26 protein-coding genes are annotated in these 22,141 nt (G+C 63.4%); 12 read left to right on the forward strand and 14 right to left on the reverse strand.

Annotated features, from left to right (window positions below; all coding sequences use genetic code 11):
• Positions 1-3: 3 nt before the first annotated feature.
• Complete coding sequence (lptG, locus tag NH195_RS00840) at positions 4-1,101, reverse strand: LPS export ABC transporter permease LptG (RefSeq protein WP_066701685.1); 1,098 nt, start codon at positions 1,099-1,101, stop codon at positions 4-6.
• Entirely contained in the window at positions 1,098-2,216 is a 1,119-nt protein-coding gene (locus NH195_RS00845; protein WP_066701687.1) for an LptF/LptG family permease, read from the reverse strand. Before NH195_RS00845 ends, lptG begins: the two co-directional genes overlap by 4 nt.
• 193 nt (positions 2,217-2,409) lie before the next feature.
• Between NH195_RS00845 and NH195_RS00850 the strand changes: the two genes are divergently transcribed.
• A complete protein-coding gene (locus tag NH195_RS00850) occupies positions 2,410-3,876 on the forward strand; it encodes a leucyl aminopeptidase (RefSeq protein WP_066701689.1) in 1,467 nt (488 codons plus the stop codon).
• 6 nt (positions 3,877-3,882) lie between these two features.
• Positions 3,883-4,341: a DNA polymerase III subunit chi gene (locus NH195_RS00855; RefSeq protein WP_066701691.1), complete on the forward strand. Its 459-nt coding sequence runs from the start codon at positions 3,883-3,885 to the stop codon at positions 4,339-4,341.
• A 71-nt stretch (positions 4,342-4,412) separates the two neighbouring features.
• Here NH195_RS00855 and NH195_RS00860 read toward each other — a convergent pair whose 3' ends face one another.
• The 4 genes from NH195_RS00860 to NH195_RS00875 form a co-directional block, all read right to left on the reverse strand.
• On the reverse strand, positions 4,413-4,991 hold the full coding sequence (locus NH195_RS00860; RefSeq protein ID WP_066701692.1) for a retropepsin-like aspartic protease family protein: 579 nt from the start codon (positions 4,989-4,991) through the stop codon (positions 4,413-4,415).
• Positions 4,992-5,065: 74 nt separating this feature from the next.
• A complete protein-coding gene (locus NH195_RS00865) occupies positions 5,066-5,692 on the reverse strand; it encodes a MarC family protein (protein ID WP_066701693.1) in 627 nt (208 codons plus the stop codon).
• Positions 5,693-5,695: 3 nt separating this feature from the next.
• Positions 5,696-7,549, reverse strand: a complete 1,854-nt coding sequence (locus tag NH195_RS00870; protein WP_066701694.1) for an ABC-F family ATP-binding cassette domain-containing protein — start codon at positions 7,547-7,549, stop codon at positions 5,696-5,698.
• Between the two features lie 81 nt (positions 7,550-7,630).
• Positions 7,631-8,110 (reverse strand): hypothetical protein, encoded by a 480-nt coding sequence (locus NH195_RS00875; RefSeq protein ID WP_066701697.1) that lies wholly within the window; start codon positions 8,108-8,110, stop codon positions 7,631-7,633.
• Positions 8,111-8,311: 201 nt separating this feature from the next.
• Here NH195_RS00875 and ndk point away from each other — a divergent pair, with 201 nt between their 5' ends.
• Positions 8,312-8,734, forward strand: coding sequence for a nucleoside-diphosphate kinase (ndk, locus tag NH195_RS00880; RefSeq protein ID WP_066701699.1), 423 nt, complete (start codon positions 8,312-8,314; stop codon positions 8,732-8,734).
• 74 nt (positions 8,735-8,808) lie between these two features.
• On the opposite strand, the gene NH195_RS20705 is transcribed toward ndk, so the two are convergent.
• The 4 genes from NH195_RS20705 to kdsA form a co-directional block, all read right to left on the reverse strand.
• Positions 8,809-8,985, reverse strand: a complete 177-nt coding sequence (locus NH195_RS20705; RefSeq protein WP_081423722.1) for a YqaE/Pmp3 family membrane protein — start codon at positions 8,983-8,985, stop codon at positions 8,809-8,811.
• Between the two features lie 79 nt (positions 8,986-9,064).
• Positions 9,065-9,403, reverse strand: a complete 339-nt coding sequence (locus tag NH195_RS00885) for a TfoX/Sxy family DNA transformation protein (protein WP_066701702.1) — start codon at positions 9,401-9,403, stop codon at positions 9,065-9,067.
• A gap of 87 nt (positions 9,404-9,490) precedes the next feature.
• Complete coding sequence (locus NH195_RS21045; RefSeq protein WP_155846041.1) at positions 9,491-9,658, reverse strand: hypothetical protein; 168 nt, start codon at positions 9,656-9,658, stop codon at positions 9,491-9,493.
• Positions 9,659-9,815: 157 nt separating this feature from the next.
• The gene (gene kdsA / locus NH195_RS00890) at positions 9,816-10,643 is read right to left on the reverse strand and encodes a 3-deoxy-8-phosphooctulonate synthase (RefSeq protein ID WP_066701704.1); all 828 of its coding nucleotides are present in this window, start codon (positions 10,641-10,643) and stop codon (positions 9,816-9,818) included.
• Between the two features lie 120 nt (positions 10,644-10,763).
• Here kdsA and NH195_RS00895 point away from each other — a divergent pair, with 120 nt between their 5' ends.
• The 4 genes from NH195_RS00895 (at position 10,764) to modC (ending at position 13,794) form a co-directional block, all read left to right on the forward strand.
• Complete coding sequence (locus NH195_RS00895; protein WP_066701705.1) at positions 10,764-11,159, forward strand: winged helix-turn-helix domain-containing protein; 396 nt, start codon at positions 10,764-10,766, stop codon at positions 11,157-11,159.
• 66 nt (positions 11,160-11,225) lie between these two features.
• On the forward strand, positions 11,226-11,996 hold the full coding sequence (gene modA, locus NH195_RS00900) for a molybdate ABC transporter substrate-binding protein (protein WP_066701707.1): 771 nt from the start codon (positions 11,226-11,228) through the stop codon (positions 11,994-11,996).
• 14 nt (positions 11,997-12,010) lie between these two features.
• Positions 12,011-12,703: a molybdate ABC transporter permease subunit gene (modB, locus tag NH195_RS00905; RefSeq protein ID WP_066701785.1), complete on the forward strand. Its 693-nt coding sequence runs from the start codon at positions 12,011-12,013 to the stop codon at positions 12,701-12,703.
• Entirely contained in the window at positions 12,703-13,794 is a 1,092-nt protein-coding gene (gene modC / locus NH195_RS00910; protein WP_066701709.1) for a molybdenum ABC transporter ATP-binding protein, read from the forward strand. Before modB ends, modC begins: the two co-directional genes overlap by 1 nt.
• Here modC and NH195_RS00915 read toward each other — a convergent pair.
• On the reverse strand, positions 13,791-14,738 hold the full coding sequence (locus NH195_RS00915; protein WP_066701711.1) for a LysR family transcriptional regulator: 948 nt from the start codon (positions 14,736-14,738) through the stop codon (positions 13,791-13,793). The genes modC and NH195_RS00915 overlap by 4 nt on opposite strands.
• A gap of 296 nt (positions 14,739-15,034) precedes the next feature.
• On the opposite strand from NH195_RS00915, the gene NH195_RS00920 reads away from it, so the two are divergent.
• The 5 genes from NH195_RS00920 (at position 15,035) to NH195_RS00940 (ending at position 19,685) form a co-directional block, all read left to right on the forward strand.
• On the forward strand, positions 15,035-16,393 hold the full coding sequence (locus NH195_RS00920; protein WP_066701712.1) for a Rieske 2Fe-2S domain-containing protein: 1,359 nt from the start codon (positions 15,035-15,037) through the stop codon (positions 16,391-16,393).
• Positions 16,390-16,890: a benzoate 1,2-dioxygenase small subunit gene (benB, locus tag NH195_RS00925; RefSeq protein ID WP_066701714.1), complete on the forward strand. Its 501-nt coding sequence runs from the start codon at positions 16,390-16,392 to the stop codon at positions 16,888-16,890. The genes NH195_RS00920 and benB overlap by 4 nt, the downstream gene beginning before the upstream one ends.
• Before the next feature lie 10 nt (positions 16,891-16,900).
• Entirely contained in the window at positions 16,901-17,929 is a 1,029-nt protein-coding gene (benC, locus tag NH195_RS00930; protein WP_066701715.1) for a benzoate 1,2-dioxygenase electron transfer component BenC, read from the forward strand.
• Positions 17,926-18,714, forward strand: coding sequence for a benzoate diol dehydrogenase BenD (gene benD / locus NH195_RS00935; RefSeq protein WP_066701716.1), 789 nt, complete (start codon positions 17,926-17,928; stop codon positions 18,712-18,714). Before benC ends, benD begins: the two co-directional genes overlap by 4 nt.
• 83 nt (positions 18,715-18,797) lie before the next feature.
• Positions 18,798-19,685, forward strand: coding sequence for a LysR family transcriptional regulator (locus NH195_RS00940; protein ID WP_066701718.1), 888 nt, complete (start codon positions 18,798-18,800; stop codon positions 19,683-19,685).
• A gap of 23 nt (positions 19,686-19,708) precedes the next feature.
• Here NH195_RS00940 and NH195_RS00945 read toward each other — a convergent pair whose 3' ends face one another.
• From NH195_RS00945 to NH195_RS00955, 3 genes are read right to left on the reverse strand one after another with little or no spacing between them, the layout of a single operon-like run.
• A complete protein-coding gene (locus NH195_RS00945) occupies positions 19,709-20,407 on the reverse strand; it encodes an ABC transporter ATP-binding protein (protein ID WP_066701720.1) in 699 nt (232 codons plus the stop codon).
• Complete coding sequence (locus tag NH195_RS00950) at positions 20,400-21,143, reverse strand: ABC transporter ATP-binding protein (protein WP_066701721.1); 744 nt, start codon at positions 21,141-21,143, stop codon at positions 20,400-20,402. Before NH195_RS00950 ends, NH195_RS00945 begins: the two co-directional genes overlap by 8 nt.
• Positions 21,136-22,140 carry a branched-chain amino acid ABC transporter permease gene (locus NH195_RS00955; protein ID WP_066701723.1) on the reverse strand — a complete coding sequence of 335 codons (1,005 nt, stop codon included), beginning with the start codon at positions 22,138-22,140 and terminating at the stop codon, positions 21,136-21,138. The genes NH195_RS00950 and NH195_RS00955 overlap by 8 nt, the downstream gene beginning before the upstream one ends.
• Position 22,141 lies beyond the last annotated feature (1 nt).

Consider the following 22,141-nt stretch of genomic DNA (forward strand, 5'->3'; position numbering starts at 1 on the left):
TCCTTATCCATCCTCCAAATGCAGCAGAAGGGCAAGAGAGGCGAGGATGACCGCGAGAGGCGGCGCCCAGGCGGCCAAAGAGATCGGCAGCAATCCGTTCTGTCCCATGACGATGGCGAAGGAGCGCAGGAAATAGAAGCCGAAGGCCAGAAGCACGGCGGTGATCACCCGCGAGGAGGTGTTGCCGAGACGGGTGTGGCGCATGGTGAAGCCCGCAGCGATCAGCACCATGGCGATAAAGGAGAACGGCAGGGCCAGCTCGCTTTGCAGCCACATGCGGTAAGAACGGGCGGAGAAGCCGGCCACTTCGAGCTTGTCGATGTAGCTGGTGAGTTCCCAGAACGGCACGGCCTCGGGCGCGCCGAAGCGGTCGCGGATTTCATCGGGGGTGAGCGAGGTGGTCAGGGTGAGCGTGTCGTGCACGGTGGCAGCGGCCTCGGGGTTGGCGGCGCCGGTCAGTGGCCAACGCTTGGCCCCGGTGAGATGCCACTGGCCGTCCTCGATCTGGGCGCTCTGCGCTTCGATACGATAGAGCGGCGTGCCGTCGGGGGCGAAGCCGATGAAGCTCACCTCCTGCAATTGCGAGCCGTCGAGATTGGAGCGCCCGGCGCGGATCACCATCTGGCCGCTGGGCGTGCCTTCGCGCAGCCACAGCCCCTCGTCGGAGACCGAAAACACCTGGGCTTCGCCCTGGCTGAACAGGGTTTTCTGCCGCTCGTAGCTGCGTTCGGTGGTGGCGGCAATCGGGTTGAAGACGGCGACGCTGAGCGCGCCGAACAGAAAGGCCACGGCAACCGGCGGCACCAGGGAACGCAGGGCGGAGCGTCCGGCAGCGCGGGCGACGACCAGTTCGGAGGAGCGCGCAAGACCGAGAAACAGCACCAGCGTGGCGATCATCACGATGATCGGCAGGATGTCGTAAAGCGTGCGCGGCACGCGCAGGAGGGCCATGTGTAACACGGCGGTGCCGCCGATGCCGAGATCGGCAAGATCACGAAGCTGGTCGAGGCTTTCAACCATCAGGATCAGCCCGGCGAACAGGGCGAGGACAATCAGCAGGGCACGCAGGAAACGACGGGCGAAATAGAGATCGAGCCTCATGGCATTTTCCCCTCACGGTCCGGGGGGCTGCCCTTTTGGCGCAGACGCGGGTGGGCGGCCTTCCACATCAGAACAAGCGCCATGGCGACGGCCAGAACGGAGGCGAGATAGCGCAGCGGCCAGAGGCTTGGGGTGTCGTCGATCATGCCGCCAAAGCTGTTGTCGAGGGTTTTCACCACGACCAGAAGCAGGATCGCGAGAAGGATCTGGCGCCAGAGGCCGAAGCGCGAAAATCCGCCGATCAGCAGCGCGCCGAAGCCGACGAGACAGATGACGAGGCCCTGAACGGCCTTGTTGGTGCGCTGGGTCACCTCGGCGAACATCTCTTGCGGCGTGCGGCCGATCTCTTCCTGAAGCGCAGGGCTGGCCTGCAAGAGCGCGAGGCTGTCGGTGGAGCGCAGGGTGCGCGGCCGGGTCCGGGTTTCGCCGAGCAGACCCGAGAGGCTGTAGGAGAAACTGTCGAAACGGGTGACGGAGAGGCGCTGTGCGGCAAGTTCATAGGTCTGGCTCATGCCGTCGAACATCAGGAGCATCGGGCCGCTGTCGTCTTTGACGATCAGGGCGCGCGAGGCCATGAAGCTCTGGCGCTGGCTCTTTTCGCGGCTGTTCGAGAGGTAGACGTCCTCAAGCTCGCCCTCGGCCGAGATGTTGCGCACGTAGAAGGTGATGCCTTTGACCGGATGGACAAAGGAGCCTTCGGTCAGGAGCCGGGCGGTCACGTCGCTGGCGATCTCGGCGCGGCGCAGGTCCAGTTCGCGCTGCGACAGCGGCACAAGCACATGGGCGAGGATGGCGACCATCAGCCCGACGATAAGGCCGAAGAACAGCACCGGGCGGGCGAGGCGATAGGGCGAATACCCGGCTGCCTGCACCACCACCAGTTCAGATTCCGAGGACAGGCGGTTGGTGACATAGACCACGGCGGCAAAGGCGGCGATCGGCAGGAGGTTCACGAGGATCGTCGGCAGCGACAGAAGCGTGAGTTGCAAAAACGTCGAGGCCGATTGACCGTCGCCCATCAGCCAGTCCAAGAGGCTCACCGCCTTGTTCACCCAGAACACCAGCGCCAGCAAAAGCGAGAAGAATCCGAACAGCATCAGCAGTTGCTGAAGCATGTATTTGTCGAATCTTCCCAACCCACTGGTCCCGATACTGGTGTTTGCGTTCGGGCGGACTTTATCCGCAGCCTGCGCGGGGAGAAAGCAGAAACCCGTGCGCAAACCGATGCAATCGGCGCAAACTCGCACTGGTCAGTCGGGGGTATGGCCGCTACCTATGGGAAAACCCGAATTCAGCAAAGGAATTGCCATGACCGCGCTTGCCCAGATCACCGTGACCGAATTGGACCTCGACGCCATTGCCGCAGCCCCCGGACGGGTCTCCGTCATGGTGACGCCCGACGGCAAGATGAGCCCGGCGGCCCGGCGGATCAACCGGCTGACGAAGGGCGCATTGGCGCGGTTCGTCGAAAGCCCGGCCTTCGAGAAGATGAAAGAGGGCGAGGCGAAGGATCTGGCCTATCCGGTCGGCATGGCCGCCTCTGCGGTGCAGGTGGTGAAGCTGGCGCATCAGGCCTCGGTCGAACTTTGTCGCAAGGCGGGCGCGGCGATCGGCGCGGCGCTCGACAAAGAGGGCGCTCTGGTGCTGCCGGGCAGCCTCAAACGGGTCGAGGAGCTGGCGCTGGGGCTGATGCTTCGCAATTACAGCTTCACCGCCCACAAGACCTTGGACGAGGCACCCGTTGCGCCTGCCGTGACGCTCGCGGTGGCGAAACCCGATGCGGTCGATCTTTCGGCGGTCACGGCGCTGGCCGAGGGGGTGTTCTTCACCCGCGATCTGGTGTCCGAACCGTCGAACGTGCTGAGCACGGTGGAATTCGCCTCCCGTCTGACCGAACTTGAAAGCCTTGGTGTCAAGGTCGAGGTCTTCGAGGAGGACCGTCTCGCGGAGCTGGGCATGAACCTTTTGCTCTCCGTGGGCCAGGGCTCGGTGACGCCGACGAAAATGGTTGTGATGACATGGCAGGCGGGCGGTGATGAGGCCCCGGTGGCGCTCGTGGGCAAGGGTGTTGTCTTCGACACCGGCGGGATTTCTCTGAAACCGGCGGCGGGCATGGAAGACATGACCATGGACATGGGCGGCGCGGGCACGGTGTCGGGCGTGATGAAATCCTTGGCTCTGCGCAAGGCGCCGGTGAATGTCGTGGGGCTTGTCGGGCTGGTGGAAAACATGCCGGACGGTCAGGCGACGCGGCCGGGCGATGTGGTCAAATCCATGAAGGGCGACACAGTCGAGATCATCAACACCGATGCCGAAGGCCGCCTCGTTCTGGCCGATGTGCTCTGGTACGCGCAAGAGACCTTTGCGCCGACCGCGATGGTCAACCTGGCGACCCTCACCGGGGCCTGCATGGTGGCTCTGGGACAAGAGAACGCCGGGGTGTTCTCCAATGACGATGCGTTCTGCGCCAGATTCCTCAAAGCCGCCGAGGCGGAGGGCGAGGGGGCATGGCGTCTGCCGATGGGACAGGGCTATGACGATCTGCTGAAATCCAACGTCGCCGATATGAAAAACGTCGGCACGCGCTGGGGCGGGGCCATTACGGCGGCGCAATTCCTCAAGCGCTTCGTCAAGGATGAGACGCCGTGGATTCACCTCGACATCGCGGGTGTCGCCTCCGTCGCCACCGGCACGGCTCTGGCGCCCAAAGGCGCGACCGGCTGGGGCGTTCTGGCGCTCAACCGGATGATCGACGAGATGAACAAAAAGGGCTAACACCTTATGGGTGCTGTATATTTCTACCACCTGACCCGTGCGCCTCTGATCGAGACGCTGGCCACGCTTGCGGAGAAATCTATCTCTGCGGGCTGGCGGGTCGAGGTGCGCGGGCGCTCCGAGGAGATGCTGCGTGGCCTCGATCAGGCGCTCTGGCTGCGGGAGGGATTTCTGCCGCATGGCATGGCCGGGGGGCCGCATGACGCGGACCAGCCGGTGCTGTTAACGACCGGTACAGGTGGCAACAAAGCGGCCTGCGTGATGAGCGTGGGCGGGGCGGATCTGAGTGCTGAGGAAATTGCAGCACTCGACCGCGCCTGTATCCTCTTCGACGGCTATGACGAGGCGGCGGTGCAACACGCGCGGGTGCAGTGGAAAACTTTGACGGGGGCCGGGGCCGAAGCGCAATACTGGTCCGAGGAAAGCGGCCGCTGGGAAAAGAAGGCGGAGAGCAAGAAGGGCTGACTGCGGCTTCTTTTGTCCCTAAATATCCTGGGGTGAATTGGCGCAAGCCAAGAGGGGCAAAGCCCCTAACTTCACCGCGTCAAAATCAGCTTGTTCTGTTTGATCTCGATGCTTTCATAGCGTTGCAGGTAATCCATGCCCAGAAGCGAGCCGAACAGCTCGCCATCGGTGACATAGGCCCGCACGCGGCTGTCGGTGATGCCTTCGATCTCCAGCGTGTCGATCTTGACCGCCGCCGTGCGCACCGAGCCGTTGGCGGTCTGGGCGTGGCCGGTGAAGGCGAGCTTGTCGATGTCGATGCCCGCGCGTTCGGCGTCCTCTTTCGAGAGCACCACGTTGGACGCGCCGGTGTCGACAAGGAATTCCACGGGGGCGCCGTTCACCTCGGCCATGACGGAGAAATGCCCGAAATGGTCGCGATCCACGGTGACGATGCCGTCGCCCATGCTCATCTGCGCGGGCGCTAGACGGGGGCGGACGTCCTGCCACAATCCGACAGCGGCCAGCGCGCCGATGAAGATCAGCGCCCAGAGCACGGCATGGCGCACCATCTGGCCCATGCGTTTGCGGTTGGCGATGACGTAATAGAACCCGACCGCTCCGAGGAGCAGCGAGAGATAGAGAATGCGGGCGGTGTCCATCTGATCCATAAGACATAGATAGGGGCGCAGGCGGGGTTTGTCAGTGGGACATTCTGTTCCTGACGAAAACGTCAAAGGGACGATCAGCCGATGAAGAAGATCGCCTTGACCCCGTCCACGACGAATTGAACCGACAAAGCGGCCAGCAACATGCCCATAAGCCGGGTCACCACATTGATGCCGGTGGCGCCGAGGACGCGTTCCATGACGCCACTCAGAGCGAAGAACAGCAGGCAAACGACCAGCACCGCGATGAGCACACCGAGCATGAACAGGACACCGGTGACGCCGTCGGCCTGATCAATGAGAAGGATCATCGAGGTGATCGCGCCGGGACCGGCCAGCAGCGGCGTGGCGAGGGGAAAGACGGAGGGGTCTTCGACCGGCTGATGCTCCGGGTGTTGGGCATGTTCCTCGCGGCGCTTGCTGCGTTTCTCGAACAGCATTTCAAGCGCGGTGAGGAACAAAAGAAGCCCGCCCGCGATGCGGAAAGCAGGCATGGAAATCCCTACAAATTCAAGGACATGGTCGCCGAAAAGGCCGAAAAGCGTCAGGATGCCGAAGGCGATCAGCACCGCGCGCAGACCGACGGCGCGGCGGTGTTTCGCGGTGGCGCCCTGGGTGAGCGCCACGAACAAGGGGGCAAGCCCGATCGGGTCGATGATGACGAAAAGCGTCATGAAGGCCGTGATCAGAACCTGCGGGTCCATGGCTCAGCTCTTGCCCCCGGCGGCTTCGAGTTTTTCGAGCGCGGCCATCCAAAGCGCCTCGGCGCGGTCCATCGCCTCCGAGACCTCGGCATATTTTTTCTGCCAGACGACGGCGGCCTGTTTGTCCTCGTAAAGATCGGGGTTCGCCAGTTTGACCTGTAGCTTTTCGCTCATGTCGTTGAGCTTTTCGACCCGGTCCTCGCATTTGCGCACCTCGGAACGAAGCGCCATCAGCTCTTCGCGGGTGGCTTTTTTGACCTTGGGCGCGGGTTTGGCCTTGGCCTCTTTCGGTTTCTCGTCGCCCTGAACGAGGAAGCGGCGATAGGCCTCAAGGTCTTCCTCATAAGGCGTGACGCGGCCGTCTTTCACCAGCCAGAGCCGGTCGGCCACCAGCGAGAGAAGGTGCATGTCGTGCGACACGAGGACGACCGCGCCGGTGTATTCGGTCAGCGCCTCGACCAGCGCCTCGCGGCTTTCGATGTCGAGGTGGTTGGTCGGTTCGTCGAGGATCAGAAGATGCGGCGCATCGAGTGTGGCCAAGAGCAGCGACAGGCGGGCTTTCTGGCCGCCGGACAGCCGCCCGACCTCGGTCTCCGCCTGATCGGCGCCAAGGCCGAAGCCCGCAAGACGCGCGCGCAGTTTCGTGGGCTCAAGGTTCGGCAGGGCGCGGCGCAGGTGCTGGAGCGGGGTCTCGTCGAGATGCAGCTCGTCCACCTGATGCTGGGCGAAGAATCCGACGCGCAGTTTTTTGTGCCGGGTGATGTCGCCGCCCATGGCGGGCAGACGGTCGGAGAGCAATTTCGAGAGCGTCGATTTGCCCTCGCCGTTGCGGCCCAGAAGCGCGATGCGGTCGTCCTGGTCGATCCGAAGGTCGAGCCGTTGCAGGATCGCCTTGCCGTCATAGCCGACGGACCCGCCCTCGATCCGCAGGATCGGCGGCGACAGTTCTTCGGGCGTCGGGAAGGAAAACACCATGCGCGCGGCGTCTTCGGGCGCTGTGATAGTCTCCATCTTTTCCAACATCTTGACGCGGGACTGCGCCTGTTTCGCTTTCGAGGCCTTGGCCTTGAACCGGTCGACAAAGCTTTGCAGGTGGGCGCGATGCGCCTCTTGTTTCTTGGCCGCCGCCGCCTGAACCGCGCGTTGGGCGGCGCGCGTGCGGGCGAAATCGTCGTAACCGCCGGTGTAAAGCGTCAGTTTCTTGCCTTCGAGATGCAGGATCGCCCCCACGGCGCGGTTCAACAGCGCGCGGTCGTGCGAGATCAACAGCACGGTGTGCGGATATTTGGCGAGATAGGTCTCAAGCCAGAGCGCGCCCTCGAGATCGAGATAGTTGGTCGGTTCGTCCAAGAGCAGGAAATCGGGCTGCGAGAACAGCACCCCCGCCAGCGCAACCCGCATCCGCCAGCCGCCGGAAAACGCCGAACAGGGCATCGCGATTTCTTCATCGGTAAAGCCGAGCCCCTTAAGGATCGACGAGGCGCGGCCCTCGGCGGACCAGGCGTCGATGTCGGCGAGACGGGTCTGAATCTCTGCGATGCGGTGCGGGTCGGTGGCGGTTTCCGATTCCGCCATCAGCGCCGCGCGTTCCTTGTCCTCGGCCAGAACCGTGTCCAGGAGCGACACCTCGTTGCCGGGAACCTCCTGCGCCACGCCGCCGATGCGGGCCCGCGCCGGGATTTCGATCGCGCCGCCCTCAAGGACCAGATCGCCCTTGATCAGCCGGAACAGCGTGGTCTTGCCCGCACCGTTGCGGCCCACGATGCCGACCTTGTGGCCGGTGGGAATGGTGACGGACGCCTCCTCGATGAGGGTACGGCCTTCGACGGAATAGGTGAGATCGCGGATTTTCAACATGAGTGCCGCATAGCAGGGCGCGCGGGTGCGGTCCAGTGGCCGCAGACGCCCGCATTGCAGCTTGTGCGAAAGACGCGGCGCTCAGAAGGCGGGTTTCATTTGGGTGAGGCTGGAATTGTAGCTCCAGAGCACCGCAAGGACGCCTTCGGCCCGGTCATGGGAGAGGATATGCAGATAGAGATAATTGACGGTGCCGTCTTGCCAGAAGGCGAAAATGTCTTCCTGCCAGGTGTCGGACAGCTTGGCGTGATAAAGGGTGTCCGACTGATCGAGCGAGTTGCCGTAGAGAGTTGTGAGCGTCGTGCTCAACTCGGAAATCTGCGCGTCGGAATAGCTGTGTTGCGAGTCCAGACGCCGGATCAGCCCCGCATAGTCTCCCTGTTTCAGGCGTTGCGAGATGTCGAGGATCATCGCTTTGCGGCTTTTGTAGGTCATGTCCGGCGTCAGATCGGGAGAGGGAGCGTCCGGTTGTGGCGAAACGGCGGTCTGCGCCGCCATGGGCAGGGCATTCAAAAGCAGGAGGGAGGCGAAACAGGAGAAAAAGAGGGCGCGGGTCAGCATGGGAACCTTGTAAAAAACAGTTTTTCCACTGTGTCGCGGTTCCTGTTACGGCTGTCAACGCGAGAGAGTCGATATGCCGCATGCAGTGCGCCTTTCGCGCTTTTCAAAGCGCCTTGCCCGTGGTATCCGGCGGCCAATCTTCGGGCGTGGGGCTTTCCGCACCTGTTTTCACTGCAAATCGAGATCCAAGAGGCTTTCCCAATGGCGATCCAGCGTACCTTCTCCATCATCAAACCCGACGCCACCAAGCGCAACCTGACCGGCAAGATCGTTGCCAAGTTCGAAGAGGCCGGCCTGCGAGTCGTGGCTTCCAAGCGCATTCAGCTTACGCTGGCTCAGGCTCAGGCCTTCTATGGCGTGCACAAAGACCGTCCGTTCTTCGGTGAACTGTGCGAATACATGATCTCCGAGCCGGTTGTGGTTCAGGTGCTCGAAGGCGAAAACGCCATCGCGAAAAACCGCGAAGTCATGGGCGCCACCAACCCGGCGGACGCGGCCGAAGGCACCATCCGCAAAGAGTTTGCGCTCTCCGTTGGCGAAAACTCCGTGCACGGCTCCGACGCGCCGGAAACCGCGGCTGAAGAGATCGCATTCTTCTTCTCCGGCATCGAGCTGGTTGGCTGAACCGAACCCGGTTCCGACATTTGAAAAGGCCGCTCTTCGGGGCGGCCTTTTTCATGTGGTATGAGCGCGTAAGCTCAGATCCGGCCTTCCTCAGGTGTGCGGGCGATGATCCAGACGGCGTGGACGATGCCGGGGATATAGCCCAGAAGCGTCAGAAGGATGTTGATCCAGAACTGTTTGCCGATGCCCACCTGCATGAAAACGCCCAGAGGCGGCAGGATGATGGCGGCGAGGATGCGGATGAGGTCCATGTGTCTCTCCTTAATTTGCTTTGAAGAGAAACGCCGCGCGGCTTTGGAAAGTTCCGATTGGGGGCCGACCGGGGGGCGTCTAACGTCGCAGCCCTGTGCCGATGTCGTTCAAAATCGCCTCGATGCCCAGAGGCACGGCGGTCTTGTCTTCCTGCACGGAGGCGACGATGGCGTCGAAGCGGGCGCGCAACTCGTCCTTTTCCTTGCCTTTGCAATCGTTCCACGGGCGGCCCTGAAGCCCCATGACGATGCAGTAATAGCCGATGAAATGGGGGCGGCTGCCGTGCGTGAGCAAGTGCCTGTACGCGGCATCTGCCCCCATTTCACGGAGCTCCTCGGCGGAGGTGATCCCGGCCCGCGCGAAACTTGCGTCCGATGCGGGGCCGAGGTTGCGGATGGAAGAGACGGGTGTCGGCATGGGCGTCCACGGAACTGCGAGACAGGCGGATGTCGCAACTGTCCCGCAGCTTCGGGGGCGCGTCAAGCAAAGCCCGACCCGGTTGGCTCAGATCATCGCCCAGTCGATGAAGATCGGATGCGGCATGTGACGGGCGGCGACGGTCGGGATCTCACTCATGGGGATGGGCGCGCGCTGTTGCGGCAGGGGCCGTTGATAGGCGAGCGGCGGAACGGGGATCGGATGTTGGATCTGCTCAGTGTCTTTCGGGTGCATGGCGTCTCTCCTCGAAATTCGTGTGCCACGGAGTGTGCCGTGACACAGGTTAAATTCTGCTGAGAGTGCGTGGCGAAATGTGGGGCAGAAATGCGAAAAACCCGGGCGATTTGTCCGGGTTTTTAGATAAATTTTAGGGAAATCGAGTCGGTGGTCTTCAGGCCGGTTTCACGACCGTGTCGAGCGCATGCAGCGTTGCCAGAAGCGGGCCGAGGTCTTCGATCCGGAGCATGTTCGGGCCGTCGGAAGGCGCGTTGTCCGGGTCTTCGTGGGTCTCGATGAACAGCCCCGCGACGCCCACGGCGACGGCGGCGCGCGCCAGCACGGGAACCATGGTCCGGTCGCCGCCCGTCGAGGTGCCGTTGCCGCCCGGTTGCTGGACCGAATGGGTGGCGTCCATGATCACCGGATAGCCGGTTTCGGCCATGCGCGGCAGGCCGCGGAAATCGCTCACCAGCGTGTTGTAGCCGAAAGACGTGCCGCGTTCGCAGAGCATGATCTTGTCATTGCCGGTGGAGGCGAGCTTGGCGGCGACATTGTCCATGTCCCAGGGCGCAAGGAACTGGCCCTTCTTGACGTTGATCGCCTTGCCGGTTTCGCCTGCGGCGAGCAAAAGATCGGTCTGGCGGCACAGAAAGGCGGGGATTTGCAGCACGTCGACCGCTTCGGCGGCCATGGCGCAATGGGCGGGTTCATGTACGTCGGTGATCACCGGGCAGCCGAATTCCTCGCGGATCTTCGACAGGATGGTGAGGCCCTTTTCGGCGCCCAGACCCCGCTTGCCCGACAGCGAGCTGCGGTTTGCCTTGTCATAGGAGCCTTTGAACACGAAGCCGGTGCCGGTCGGCGCGCAGGCCTCGGCGATCTTCTCGGCCAGCATGCGGGCGTGATCGAGGCTTTCCAACTGGCACGGACCGGCAATGAGGCCGAAGGGTTTGGCGTTGGAAAAGGTGACATTTCCGATGGCGACATCTTTGGCGGTCATGTCGGGCTCCTTTTTGGCAGGTCTGGCGTCCCTATCCCATGAAGCGGGGGGCTGGTGCAAGTCCGAGCGACAGCGGGCAGGGCGCTTGCGCGGAAAGCGGCGCTGGGGCAGAACAGTCCTATGAGTGAAGAACTTGATGACGAGACGCGGCTCCGGTTGCGGATTTATTTCGGCGCGCGGCTGATGCTCGGGCCGGGCAAGGCGGATTTGCTCGACGGCATTCGCGACACTGGCTCGATTGCGGCGGCGGGGCGGGCGATGGCGATGAGCTACAAACGCGCCTGGTCTCTGGTCGAGGAGATGAATGCCGCGTTCAAAGAACCTCTGGTGGCCTCCGCGCGAGGCGGAAGCAAGGGCGGCGGCGCGCATCTGACGGAGACGGGCGAGGCGGTTTTGACGCAATATCGGGCCATTCTGGCGGAGGTCGAGGCGGCGTCGGAGGCTCGGATTGCCATGATCCGGGGGATGCTGGCGGAACGTGACGATATGCGTATCGATATGTCCGAAGGGAAATAACGCTTGCCCCTTCCTGCATGTGTTGCGATATGTTTGTGCAAACATATCCATGCTCAGGGAGTTCCCATGTCCGTTTCTTTCCCCCGTCGCGCTTTGGCGCTTGCAGCCGTTTCGGCCTTTGCCCCTCTGACGGCCCATGCCGAAGACATCACCGTCTTCGCCGCCGCCAGCATGACCAATGCGCTGGCCGAGATCGAAGAAAATTTCGAGGCCGAGACGGGCCACAGCCTTGCGATTTCACTGGCGGGGTCTTCGGCGCTGGCGCGCCAGATCCAACAGGGCGCACCCGCTGATATTTTCATCTCGGCCAATCCGGGCTGGATGGACACGCTTGAGGAAGAGGGGCTTGTGGAACCGGGCACGCGGTTCGATCTGTTGAACAATTCCATCGTGCTGATCGCGGCAGGCGACGCCGATGCGGTGGAGATCACCCCCGATCTCGATCTGGCGGGGCTTCTGAACGGCGGGCGTCTGGCGATGGCGCTGGTCGATGCGGTGCCTGCCGGGATTTACGGTAAGGCCTCGCTCGAAACGCTCGGGCTTTGGGACGATGTCGAGGCGCAGGTGGCGCAGGCCGACAATGTGCGCGCGGCTCTGGCGCTCGTGGCCACGGGTGAGGCGCCTTATGGCATCGTCTACGCCACCGATGCGGCGGCGGAAGCGGGCGTGACCGTGGTCGGCACGTTCCCGGCAGACAGCCATCCGGCGATTGTCTATCCTGCCGCCGATCTGGCGAACCGCGATGTGCCGGCTGAGACCGAATTCCTTGAGTACCTCAAGGGGGCCGAGGCGCGTGCGGCATTCGAACGTCAGGGTTTCGTGGTCGTCGCAGACTAAAGGGGACGTCTTTGCTGGACTGGTTGGGACCGGAAGAATGGGCGGCGGTTCGCTTGTCGTTGCGCGTCGCCTTCTGGGCGGTGGCGGCGAGCCTGCCTTTGGGCATTTTCACCGCCTATGCTCTGGCGCGCTGGTCCTTTCCGGGCAAGCAATTGCTCAATGGCATCGTGCATCTGCCGCTGATCCTGCCGCCGGTGGTGACGGGCTATATGCTGCTTTTGACCTTCGGGGTGAAAGGGCCTGTCGGCAGCGTGCTGCATGACATCGGCATCACCTTCGCCTTCCGCTGGACGGGGGCGGCGCTGGCGGCGGGGGTGATGGCCTTTCCGCTGATGGTCCGCGCGATCCGGCTGTCGATCGAGGCGGTGGACGTGAAACTCGAACAGGCGGGGGCCACACTTGGGGCCTCGCCGTTCTGGGTGTTTCTGACCGTGACCCTGCCGATGACCTTGCCGGGGATCGTGGCGGGGGCCATTCTGGCCTTTGCCAAGGCGATGGGGGAGTTCGGCGCGACGATCACCTTCGTCTCCAACATTCCCGGCCAGACCCGCACCATCCCCTCGGCGATCTATGCCTTTCTGCAAGTGCCGGGCGGCGAAGGTTCGGCAATGAAACTGGTGCTTGTGTCGGTGGCGGTCGCGATGGCGGCGCTGTTGATGTCTGAAATCCTCGCCCGACGTGTGGCGGATCGGGTGGGGGGCAAGTGATGTTGTCGGTCGATCTGCACCATGCGTTTGCCGGTTTCACGCTCGATGCGCGGTTCGAGGCCCCGCCGGGACTGACGGTGCTGTTTGGCGCCTCCGGCTCGGGCAAGACCACGGTGATCAACGCGGTCGCCGGGCTGTTGATGCCGGACCGGGGAAGGATCGCGGCGGGGGACTGGGTGCTTCTGGACACCGAACGCAAGCTGCGGCTCAAACCGCATCAGCGCCGTCTGGGCTATATCTTTCAGGACGCGCGGCTGTTCCCGCATCTGACGGTCAAACAGAACCTGAACTACGGTGCATGGTTCGCGCCGAAAGACGCGCCGCGCGAGGATATGGGGCAGGTGGTCGATCTTCTGGGCATCGGCCCGTTGCTCGACCGGCGTCCCGGCGCGCTTTCGGGAGGGGAAAAGCAGCGGGTTGCCATCGGGCGGGCGCTTTTGTCCGCACCGAAACTGATCCTCGCCGATGAGCCTCTCTCGGCCTTGGACGAGACCCGAAAGGCGGAGATTTTGCCCTATTTCGAGCGATTGCGCGACGAGGTGGCGGTGCCGATCCTCTATGTCAGCCATTCCGCCAGCGAGGTGGCGCGGCTTGCGACCACGGTTGTCGTCATGGAGGGCGGCAAGGTGGTGCGACAAGGGGCGGCGGCGGAGGTTTTGGGCGATCCGGATGTGTTGCCGATGGGCGCGCGGGAGGCGGGGGCGGTTCTGACCGTTTCGGTGAAGCGGCATCACGCCGACGGGCTGACCGAATTGGACGCGGGCGGCGCGCCTTTGTTCCTGCCGCATATCGCGCAGGCGCCGGGCCAGAAGGTGAGGGTGCGGATCGCGGCCCATGACGTGATCCTGTCGCGGAGCCGCCCGGAAGGGTTGTCGGCGCTCAACATCCTGTCGGGCGTGGTGCATCAGATGCAGCCGCATGAGGGCGCGGTGATCGTGGCCATCGACACGCAAGCGGGCCGGGTTCTGGCGCGGATCACCGGGCGCTCGGCGCAGGCGCTCGATCTGGCGCCAGGCGTGGCGATCCATGCTATCGTCAAGACGGTGGCGGTGGCCTCCTCCGACATCGGCGCGGTGGCGGCGCAGCCTTAACCCTTCACCACACCGCGTTTCTCCAACTCCTTGCGCAGCCCCTCGGGCGCGGCATAGCCCCAGCCGGGGTAACGGTCGCAGATCACCTCCATCATCTGGCGGATCGGGCGCGAACTGTCGTCGCGGCGAAAGCTCATGAAGATCGGCGAGGTGGCATGTTCGACGAGGGGGCGAAAACATAGCCCGTCCATGCGCGAACGTCGCACCGCCTCGGGCACCATGGCGATGCCTTCTTCGGCGGCGACAAGCCCGATGGCGATGTGCAATTCGCGCGCCTCATGGGCGATGTTGGGGGAGATGCCGTGGTCGTGGAACACGGCGAGCACCTGATCGGCAAAGCTCGGGCGCGGCTGGCTTGGATAAAGGATCTGCGGCTCCTGCGCGATGCGGGCCAGCGGCAGCGGGCCGTCTTCCTGCGCCAGCGGATGGGTTTCGGGCATGGCGACGAGCATGTCCTCCTCGCGCAGGAGCACGCGGGTGATCGCCGGGTCCTCAAACCGCTGCGTGCCAAAGCCTGCGTCGATCCGGCCTTCCTTGAGGGCGGGGATTTGTTCCAGACTGCTCATCTCGATCAGATTGATGTCGACGTCCTGCGCCACTTTGCGAAAGCCGCGGATGAGCGCCGGAAACCGCCCGTACATGGTCGAGGCGACGAACCCGAAGACAACGCTTTGCCGACCGGAATGGGCGGAACGCTCGATCATCTTCTTAGCGGCCTCGGCATGGGCGAGAATTTGCTCCGCCTGTTTGAGAAAAAGCCGCCCCGGCGCGGTGAGTTTCAGGGGCCGTACCGTGCGATCAATCAGCTCGGTGCCCATTTCCGCCTCCAACATCTGGATCTGGCGACTGAGCGGCGGCTGGGCCATGTGCAGTTTTTCGGCGGCGCGGGAAAAATTCCGCTCGCTGGCGACCGCTACGAAATAGCGGAGCTGGCGCATCTCCATACTATACCCTCCTCGTATAGAAACAGATGAACTTGGTCTTGGATTTTTTAGCTCATGTTTCGCAGAGTGGTCCAATCTTGTTTGGATGCGGCGGCTGGAGGAGCGGCCGTCAGGGAGGTATCACCAGATACCGAAAAGGTCTCAAGAGGCGTGACTGGGCCTCTTCTCCCCCGTTTCGGGGGCCGGGTTTCTGCGTGCCATTGACGGGTGGCGCGCCGGAGCCGGGGTCTCTTCCTGCCGATCCGAACGGGACAGCAAACGTGCCCATAGGCACAGGCCAAAACGGAGGAGAACGCATGACCACCACGCTCAGAGACCGCATCGCGGGGGCCGTCGAGGAAGACGAAAACGGCATCCACCGCTGCCGCCGGGATATTTTCACCGACGAACAGATTTACGATCTGGAGATGAAACACATCTTCGAAAACGGTTGGGTGTATCTCGCGCATGAGAGCCAGATCCCGGAACCGAACGACTATTTCACCACCTGGATCGGTCGGGTGCCGATTGTCATCACCCGCGACAAAGAGGGCGAGCTGCACGCGGTGATCAACGCCTGTGCCCACCGTGGCGCGATGCTCTGCCGCCGCAAACACGGCACGAAATCGAGCTTCACCTGCCAGTTCCACGGCTGGACCTTTTCCAACACCGGCAAGCTTTTGAAGGTGAAGGACGGCAAGACCGGTGGCTACCCGGAGGGCTTCAACAAGGACGGCGCACACAATCTCAAAGCGGTCGCCAAATTCGAGAGCTACAAGGGGTTTCTCTTTGGCAGCCTGAACGCCGATGTGCCGACGCTCGATGAGCATCTGGGCGAGACCAAGGTGATCATCGACCAGATCGTCGATCAGGCACCCAACGGGCTTGAGGTTCTGCGCGGCAATTCGAGCTATACCTTTGACGGCAACTGGAAGCTCCAGATGGAGAACGGTGCGGACGGCTATCACGTCAGCTCGGTGCACTGGAACTACGCGGCCACCATGGGACACCGTAAGGACGAGGGCACGCAGGCGGTCGACGCCAACGGTTGGTCGAAAAGCGTTGGCGGCGTTTATGGTTTCGAGCGCGGGCATATCCTTTTGTGGACCCGAACTCTCAATCCTGAAGTGCGACCGGTGTGGAACCACAAGGACGAACTTGAGGCACGTCTCGGCAAGGAGAAGACCGAGTTCATCACCACCCAGACCCGCAACCTCGCGCTCTATCCGAACGTCTACCTGATGGATCAGTTTTCGACGCAAATCCGCGTGGTGCGCCCGATCAGCGTCGATAAGACGGAGATCACGATCTACTGTTTCGCGCCGGTGGGCGAGGCCCCGGAAGAGCGCGCAACGCGTCTGCGCCAGTATGAGGATTTCTTCAACGTCTCCGGCATGGGCACGCCCGACGATCTCGAAGAATTCCGCGCCTGTCAGACCGCCTATGCCGCCGCCGACGGGGTCTGGAACGACTTGAGCCGGGGTGCCACGCGCTGGATCGACGGGCCGGACGAGAATGCGACGGCGATGGGGATGACCCCGATCCTGAGCGGTATCCGCTCCGAGGACGAGGGGCTGTTCGTGCGCCAGCATGAATACTGGTCGGGGCTGTTGATCGAGGCGCTCGACAAGGAGGCGGCCACGCCGGTTTCCGCAGGTGAGGAGGTGATGGCATGAACGCGTTCGTGAAATCCGATCTCGAACAGATCGCCGCCTTTCTCTATCGCGAAGCCCGACTTCTCGATGACCGCGACTGGGACGCATGGCTTGAGTGCTACGCGCCGGAGGCCTCGTTCTGGATGCCGTCCTGGGACGATGACGACCAGCTGGTCGAAGACCCGCAATCGCAGGTCTCGCTGATCTATTACCCGAACCGTCAGGGGCTTGAGGACCGGGTGTTCCGGATCAAGACCGAACGCTCGGGCGCGACCATGCCGGAGCCGCGCACCAATCACATGATCACCAATATCGAGATCGTCGAGCGGCGCGAGCAGGACCTCGATCTGCGGTTCAACTGGCACACGCTGAGCCATCGTTACCAGACCACGATGAGCTTTTTCGGCACGTCCTATTACACGCTCGATCTCTCGGGAGAGGTGCCGAAGATCACCGCGAAAACTGTGGTGCTGAAGGATGATTACATCCATCAGGTCATCGACGTGTACCACGTCTGAGGAGGGCCGGATGAGTTATCGCATTGCCCTCAATTTCGAGGACGGGGTGACCCGTGTGATCGACTGCAACCCGATGGAAACCGTAATGGATGCGGCTTACCGGCAAAAGGTCAACCTGCCGGTGGATTGCTCCGACGGGGTCTGTGGTACCTGCAAATGCCGCTGCGAGGAAGGCGCCTTCGACATGGGCGACGACTATCTCGAAGAGGCGCTGTCCGAAGAGGAAGCAGCCGAAGGGTTGGTGCTGTCGTGCCAGATGGTGCCGGAAAGCGACTGTGTGGTCTCCGTGCCGGTGCCGTCGTCGAGCTGCAAGCTCGGGCCGTCGGTCTTCTCGGGCGAGATCACCACGCTCGAACAGGTCTCTCCCAGCACGATCGTGCTGGGGGTGACGTTGCCGAACCCGGAGGCGCTCGATTTCCTGCCGGGACAATACGTCAATATTGCCGTGCCGGGGCTGGGCGTCACGCGCTCCTATTCCTTCAGCTCGGCGCCGGGGGCGGATGAGGCGATGTTCCTCATTCGCAATGTGCCGGGCGGGGCGATGAGCCGCTATCTGACCGAGGTGGCGAAACCCTGCGACCGGCTCGAATTCACCGGCCCGTTCGGCAGCTTCTTCCTGCGCGAACGCAAACGTCCCGTGGTGATGCTTGCAGGCGGCACCGGGCTTGCGCCGCTGTTGTCGATGCTTGAGGTCATGGCGGCCAAGGGCGAGACCGAGACGCCGGTGCATCTGATCTATGGCGTGACCTCGGACAGCGATCTGGTCGAAACCGCCCGGCTCGAGGCGCTGGCGGCGCGTCTGCCCAATCTCACATGGGCCGCGACCGTGGCGGATACGGCGAGCAGCCATCCGCTCAAGGGCTATGTCACGCACCATCTGAGCGACGCGCAGCTCAACCACGGCGAGATCGACCTCTACCTCTGCGGCCCGCCGCCGATGGTCGAGGCGGTGCGCGGATTTCTTAGGGACAAGGGCGTCACGCCCGCGAGTTTCCATTACGAGAAATTCACGCCAAACGCGGCGGAGGAGGCGGCATGATCTGTCCCGGCAGGTTTGCGGGCAAGGTCATGGTGATCACGGGCGCGGCCCAAGGCATCGGTCGGGGCGTCGCCGCCCGGGCCTGTGCCGAGGGGGCGGATGTGGTCCTGGCCGACCGGGCGGAGTTCGTGGCCGAGGTGGCCGGGGAGATCGCAGCTTTGGGTCCGGGGCGCGCCACATCCGTGGTGGCCGATCTGGAGACCTATGACGGGGCTGAGGCGGTCATGAAGGCCGCGATACAGGCCTTTGGCGGGATCGACATCCTGATCACCTGCGTCGGCGGCGCGATCCGGATGCGGCCTTACGGGGCGTTTGAGCCGGAACAGATCACGGCGGAAATTCAGCGCTCGCTGATGCCGACGCTCTGGGCCTGTCATGCGGTTTTGCCCGCGCTCAGGACCCGTGGCGGCGGTGTGATTGTCAATGTCTCGTCCAACGCCACCCGTGGCATTCACCGCGTGCCCTATTCGGCGGCGAAAGGTGGGGTCAATGCGTTGACCGCCTCGCTCGCGATGGAGCTGGCGGAGGAAAACATCCGGGTCGTGGCCAGCGCGCCGGGCGGCACAGAGGCGCCTCCGCGCCGGGTGCCGCGCAATGCGGCAGGCGACAATGAGGCGGAAAAGGCGTGGATGGCCGAGGCTGTCGAACAGGTCACCGGCTCCACCATGATGAAGCGCTACGGTACGCTCGAAGAACAGGTCGCACCGATCCTGTTTCTGGCCTCGGAGGAGGCGGGCTATATCACCGCCTCGACGCTTGTGGTGGCCGGCGGCGATACCGGCTGAGCCGGAGCCTCCAAGATTGAGACAACCGGCCTCGCCATCGCGGGGCCGGTCGCCAGACATGTTCAGAGGGATGGGAGGCCCGGATGAACTTCAAGCAACTCACCTATTTCATCGCCGTCGCCGAGGAATTGCATTTCGGACGCGCGGCGGAACGGCTCGACATGGCGCAACCGCCCCTGAGCCGTCAGATCAAACTTCTGGAGGAAAGCCTCGGCGCGGTGCTGATCAACCGCTCGCGCAATGCCACCTGCCTGACCCAGGCGGGCGAGAGGCTTCTGGACCGCGCCCAGTCGATCATGGAACAGCTCAACGACACACGCCTTGAGGTCAAACGGCTCGGGCAGGGGGCGGAGGGGCGGCTGCGCGTGGGGTTTGTCGGTTCGGCCACCTTTGGCATTCTGCCCAATATCCTGAAATCCTACCGCGCCGCCTATCCGGATGTGAATCTGAGCCTCATTCCGATGAACAACGCGAAACTGCACCGGGCGCTGGTGACCCGCGAGATTGACGTGGCGCTGACCCGTCCGGCGCTTCAGGACAGCGATATCGTGAGCCGCACCCTGACGGAGGAGGATCTGATCGCGGCGGTGCCCGACACGCTCGACACCGGTGGGCGCAGCGTCGATCTCGCGGCGCTCGACCAACCGAATTACATCCTCTACCCGGAATATCCGCGCCCGAGCTATGCCGATCTCGTGCTCGACTGCTGCGCGCGTCAGGGGCTCGACACCTCGCGCCGGGTCTGGACGATGGACATCCAGACCGCGCTCAGCCTCGTGGCGATCGGCGAGGGGATTTGCATCGTGCCCGCTTCGGTCGGCACCGCCCAGCGCAATGGCGTGCGGTTCCGACCGATCCGCGCGCCGCTCGGGGTGACGACTTTGGCTCTAAATGCGCGGATCGACGAGCAGGGGGTGCATGTCTGCAATTTCAAACGCATCGCCCAGACGGTGGCGCGCAAGACCGGCTGAGCCGTCCGGCCTGCGCTTTTCTATCACACGCCCAGCCATCTGTGCTGGGCGTTTTCGTCCGCGCGGATCGCGTCTGCATCCCCCGTCCAGACCACCTGTCCCTTGCTGACCACGACCACATCGTCGGCGAGCGAGGTGGCAAAGCCGAAGTTCTGTTCGACGAGGATCATCGACAGGCCTTCGTGTTTCAGCTCCATGAGCTTGTCGTGAATGAGCTTGACGATGATCGGCGCGAGGCCTTCGGTCGGCTCATCGAGGATCAAAAGCCGCGGGTTCATCAAAAGCGCGCGGGCGATGGCGAGCATCTGCTGTTCGCCGCCCGAGAGCTGCGTACCGCCATTGTTCATCCGCTCTCCCAGGCGCGGGAAGAGATCGAGCACGCGCGCCATGGTCCATGGGCTGTCGCTGTCGCCAAAGCGTTTTGCAGTGATCTCAAGGTTCTCGCGCACGGAGAGCGAGGGGAAGATGTCGCGGGTTTCCGGCACATAGGCGATGCCCATGCGGGCGATGTCATAGGACGTCTTGCCCATCGGCTGGCCGTCCAATGTGATCGTGCCTTCGCGGGTCGGCAAAAGCCCCATGATGGTCTTGAGTGTGGTGGATTTCCCTGCGCCATTGCGGCCCAGAACGGCCAGAACCCGGCCCTGTTCGGCGCGCAAGGACAGCCCGTGCAACACCTGCGTTTCGCCATAGCCAGAGGCGACGGATGTGAGATCAAGCATCTTCCCAGCTCCCCAGATAAATCTCTTTCAAAAGTTTCGACCCGCGCGCTTCTTCCGGCAGCCCGTCGAACACCACCTCGCCGTAGTTCAGAACGGTGATCGTGTCGGCCACGTCGAAGGCCAGATCCATGTCATGTTCGATGATCAAGAGCGTCAGATCGCGTGGCAGGTCGTTGAGCAATTCGTGAAACCCCTTGGCCATTTCGGGGCCGACGCCGCTTGTCGGTTCGTCCATCAGCAAGACGAGGGGCCGGGTGGCCAGAGCGACGCCCACCTCCAATTGCCGCCGCACGCCATAGCTGACTTCGGAGACTTTCGCGTGCAGATAGGGCATGAGGCGCACCTGTTCGGCGACCTCGGCAACGATCTCGCGCACCTCGGGGGAGGCAAGGCTGTCGCCCCAAAGCCGGGTGCCCGCGCCGGTGTGGATCGCTGCGGCGAGGCCGAGGTTTTCCTCGACCGTCAGCCCGTCGAACAGCGTGTTCTTCTGATAGCTCCGCGACAGGCCGCGGCGGGCGCGTTTCGCCACCGGCAGTGCGGTGACGTCCTCGCCCGCCAAAAGTACCGACCCGCTGCTGGGGGTCAGCTCGCCGACCAGAAGGTTGAACAAGGTGGTTTTGCCCGCGCCATTGGGGCCAAGGATGACACGGCGCTCGCCGCGTTCGAGTTTCAGCGAGACGTTCCGGGTGACGTGAACGGCGCCGAATCTCTTGTCGAGATTGCGGGTCTCAAGCATCGGTGGTGATCTCCTCTGCATCGGATTTGCGGGTCATATCGGAGAGGCGGCGCTCCAGCCGCGCGCCCCAGCGGGCTTCGATCCAGCCGAAAAGCCCATTGGCACGGCTCATCACCACGGCGATCAGCAGAACGCCGACGACGAGATGCCAGTGGCTGGTGACATTGCTGACCTCATGTTTCAGGATGACGAAGGCGGCAGCGCCGATCATCGGGCCGACAAGCGTGCCGAGGCCCCCGAGGATGACGACGACCAGGGCTTCGCCGGAGACGGTCCAGGCCAGAAGGCCGGGGGAGATATACATGACATGCTGGGCGGCGAGCGCGCCTGCGAGGCCTGCGATCATGCCCGAAAGGCCGAAGACATCGGCCTTGACGCGCCAGACGGTCAAGCCAAGAGCACGCATCCGCTGTTCGTTGTGCATGACGCCGGTGAGCGAGCGGCCCAGCCCCGAGCGCAGGATCAACACCGCCGCGCCATAGGCCGCGCCCAGAAGCGCGAGGCAAAACAGCGCAAAGCTGCGGCTGTCGTTCAAATCGAGGCCGATGAGCGACAGGTCGATCCGGGGAATGCCGCCCATGCCGTCGTCGCCGCCAAAGAACGGTGCCTCAAAAACATAGGAATAGGCCATTTGGCCGAAGGCGAGCGTTGCCATGATGAAATAAATGCCATGAGCGCGCGCCCCGATCGCGCCGATCACCCAAGCGGCGGCCCCGGTGACGGCGATGGAGCCGCCCAAGGCTACGGGCGGCGCGAGGCCCGCCTTGGTGGTGAGAATGGCATAGGCGTAAGCGCCGACGCCCATCAGCGCGCCGTGGCACAAGGACACCATGCCACCAAAGCCCGCGACCATGTCGAGCGCGAGGACCAGCATGGCGAGGAGCAAGATTTCGGTGAGAACTTCGAGGCCGAAATAGCCGGCGGTGACGGCTTGGGCAAAGGCGCCCACGGCCAGAAGGATGAGCGCGGTGTAGCGCAGGGCGCTGTGTTGGAACATC

Source organism: Celeribacter ethanolicus, from assembly GCF_001550095.1.
GTDB lineage: Bacteria > Pseudomonadota > Alphaproteobacteria > Rhodobacterales > Rhodobacteraceae > Celeribacter > Celeribacter ethanolicus.